The 234-nt window shown below is 61.5% G+C and carries 1 pseudogene; it reads right to left on the bottom strand.

Annotated elements, in window-relative coordinates:
* Positions 1–234, bottom strand: a pseudogene (locus QCB45_RS11535) (hypothetical protein); the annotation flags it as partial.

The raw sequence follows: 234 nt of genomic DNA, 5'->3' as shown, positions 1-234 counted from the left end.
GCCACGGCTGGCGAGCTTGCCAAGGTTGGCCAGCTTGGCTGCAGGCTCGGCAGCAAAGACCGCCAATTGCTGCAACTCTTCAATGTCATGGTTTTGCAACAGCAGGCTATAGAGCAGGCGCCAAGGCTCGCGAATGGCCTGCTCGCCTCCGAGCAGTGTCATCGGGCTCAGGGTTGCCAGACGCTGAAATCCCTGACAGTCGGCCAGCAGCAGTTCGCCGCCCCAGAGCTGGTT

This window comes from Thiomicrorhabdus sp. ZW0627 (genome assembly GCF_029767005.1).
Taxonomy (GTDB): Bacteria; Pseudomonadota; Gammaproteobacteria; order Thiomicrospirales; family Thiomicrospiraceae; genus Thiomicrorhabdus.
The sequence above is the reverse complement of the archived record's forward strand: the minus strand, read 5'-3'. Positions and strand labels throughout refer to the sequence as shown.